The 2202-nt window shown below is 74.4% G+C and carries 2 protein-coding genes and 2 pseudogenes; 3 read left to right on the forward strand and 1 reads right to left on the reverse strand.

Annotated features, from left to right (window positions below; genetic code table 11):
* Positions 1-277: pseudogene (locus ACFWR9_RS41400) on the reverse strand (hypothetical protein); the annotation flags it as partial.
* A gap of 350 nt (positions 278-627) precedes the next feature.
* On the opposite strand from ACFWR9_RS41400, the gene ACFWR9_RS41405 reads away from it, so the two are divergent.
* The 3 genes and pseudogenes from ACFWR9_RS41405 to ACFWR9_RS41415 form a co-directional block, all read left to right on the forward strand.
* Positions 628-1404 (forward strand): alpha/beta fold hydrolase, encoded by a 777-nt coding sequence (locus ACFWR9_RS41405; protein ID WP_383852488.1) that lies wholly within the window; start codon positions 628-630, stop codon positions 1402-1404.
* Positions 1405-1456: 52 nt separating this feature from the next.
* A complete protein-coding gene (gene cysC / locus ACFWR9_RS41410; protein ID WP_383852491.1) occupies positions 1457-2056 on the forward strand; it encodes an adenylyl-sulfate kinase in 600 nt (199 codons plus the stop codon).
* Positions 2053-2202 (forward strand): annotated as a pseudogene (locus ACFWR9_RS41415) (sulfate adenylyltransferase small subunit); the annotation flags it as partial. The gene cysC and the pseudogene ACFWR9_RS41415, both read left to right, overlap by 4 nt.

Genomic DNA, 2202 nt, shown 5'->3' on the forward strand with positions numbered 1-2202 from the left:
CGGGTGAGGTCAGTCTCGCCAGGGCGGGCCGGTCGGTGCTGCCGTCGGCGCGCAGGGGAATGTACGGCACCCGGTACAAGCGGGCCGGGACCAGGTGGGCGGGGAGTCTCGCCGCCAGGGCGGCACGCAGTTCGGCCGGCGCCGTGCCCGTCACCACGTGCGCGACGATCCGCCGGCCGTCCGGGCCGTGCCCGGCCAGGTCGACGGCCGCGTCCCGCACCCCGGGCAGGGAGACGAGCGCGGCGTGCACCTGGCCGAGTGCGACCCGGTCGCTCATGTCGGTCTCCCGGTGTTCGGCGGCAGGACGGGACGACGGGCCCGGCCCGCTGTCGCCGCCGGTGCCGCCAGAGGACTGACGCGCCGCTGACGGCTGCCGCCGCGCCCTCACTTCGCCACTGTCATGACAGAGCCGGCGGGTCGACTCCGGCTGTGGCGCGGCTCGCGGGCCACTGGTGCGCGCGGCGGCGGGAGGGACCGGGCGGCGGCGGGCTGGGCCGCGGCCGGTGGGGGACGAGCGCGGCGCAGGGGTCCTGCGACCGGTCCTCGACCCGTGGTCCAGCGCAGCGGCCGAGGATGCCGCCAGACGGGGAGGTGAGAGCACCTCCGTTTCGGCGTGAGGAGTGCGTGATGCGCAAGGTCGTTTCCCGGGACGGCACGACGATCGCTTACGAGAAGGCCGGCGACGGGCCGCCGGTCGTGCTCCTCAACGGCTCCTTCCGCGACCACACCATCTTCGACGCGCTCGTTCCCGAACTGGCGCCGCACTGCACCACCTACGTCTACGACCGCCGCGGCCGCGGCGAGAGCGGCGACAGCCCCCACTACGACGTGGCCCGCGAGATCGAGGACCTCCAGGCCGTGATCCAGGAGGCGGGCGGCTCGGCGGTGGTGTTCGCCGGTTCCTCGGGCGCGAACCTGGCCGTCGAGGCGGCGCTCGCCGGGGCGGCGATCTCCAGGCTCGCGCTGCACGAGCCCTTCTACCGGGTCGACGGCTTCCCGAAGCCGCCGTGGAACGTCGCCAAGACGCTGCGTGTCCTCATGGAGGAGGACCGGCGCCAGGAGGCGGTCGAGTACTACCTGGGCAGCTTCCTGGGGCTGACCCCGGACACCGTCGCCGAGTGGCGCAGGGGACCGATCTGGGCGGTCAACGAGACGAACGCCCACACCCTCGCCTACGACGTGGCGATCTGCGGCGACTGCACCGTCCCGGCCGGCCGGCTCGCCGGGTACCCGACGCAGACCCTCGTCCTCAACAGCTCCGGCACCAGCGAGTGGCTGCGTGCGGCGGCCCGGGCCACCGCGGCGGCCCTGCCCGCCGGCCGGTCGCTGGAACTGCCCGGCTCCTGGCACCGGATCGACATGGACGTCCTCGGCCAAACCCTCGCCGAGTTCGCCACGGCCTGAGCACCGCTCCGCTCGCTCCCCCACGCCATCCCCCGTCCAGGAGGGCTCCACCGTGACCACAGCTCACGCCCCGGCCACCGGGGCCGCCACCGGAGTCGCCACCGGGGCGGGCGCCGGTGCGGGCGGCGCCACCGTGTGGCTGACCGGGCTGCCGAGCGCGGGCAAGTCCACCCTCGCCCGCGCCCTCGCCCGGCGGCTGCACGTCACCGGCCGCCGCGTCGAGGTCCTCGACGGCGACGAGATCCGCGCGTTCCTCTCCGCGGGCCTCGGCTTCGGCCGCGCGGACCGGCACACCAACGTGCAGCGCATCGGCTTCGTCGCCGAAGTGCTCGCCCGCAACGGCGTCACGGCGCTGGTCCCGGTGATCGCCCCGTACGCCGACAGCCGCGACGCGGTCCGCGAGCGCCACGAGGCGAACGGCACACGGTATGTGGAGGTCCACGTGGCCACCCCGGTCGAGGTGTGCTCGGTGCGTGACGTCAAGGGCCTGTACGCCAGGCAGGCCGCGGGTGAACTGACCGGGCTGACCGGCGTCGACGACCCGTACGAGGTTCCCGGGACGCCGGAGCTGCGGATCCGGACACAGGGCAGGACGGTGGCCGACACCGCCGCCGAACTGCACACCTTTCTGACCGAGAGGGGCCTGGCATGACGGTAGCGGCGCAACCTCGCGAGGCGGTGCCCGAGGACACCGCGGCACTCCCCCACCTGGATGCTCTCGAGTCGGAGGCGGTGCACATCTTCCGTGAGGTGGCGGGTGAGTTCGAGCGGCCGGTGATCCTGTTCTCCGGCGGCAAG

This window comes from Streptomyces sp. NPDC058534 (assembly GCF_042717365.1).
In the GTDB taxonomy this organism is placed as follows: Bacteria; Actinomycetota; Actinomycetes; order Streptomycetales; family Streptomycetaceae; genus Streptomyces.

Bases quoted from the DNA above. Each gene is read 5' to 3' on its own strand.
- ACFWR9_RS41405 (WP_383852488.1), top strand. From the start codon at position 628: ATGCGCAAGGTCGTTTCCCGGGACGGCACGACGATCGCTTACGAGAAG.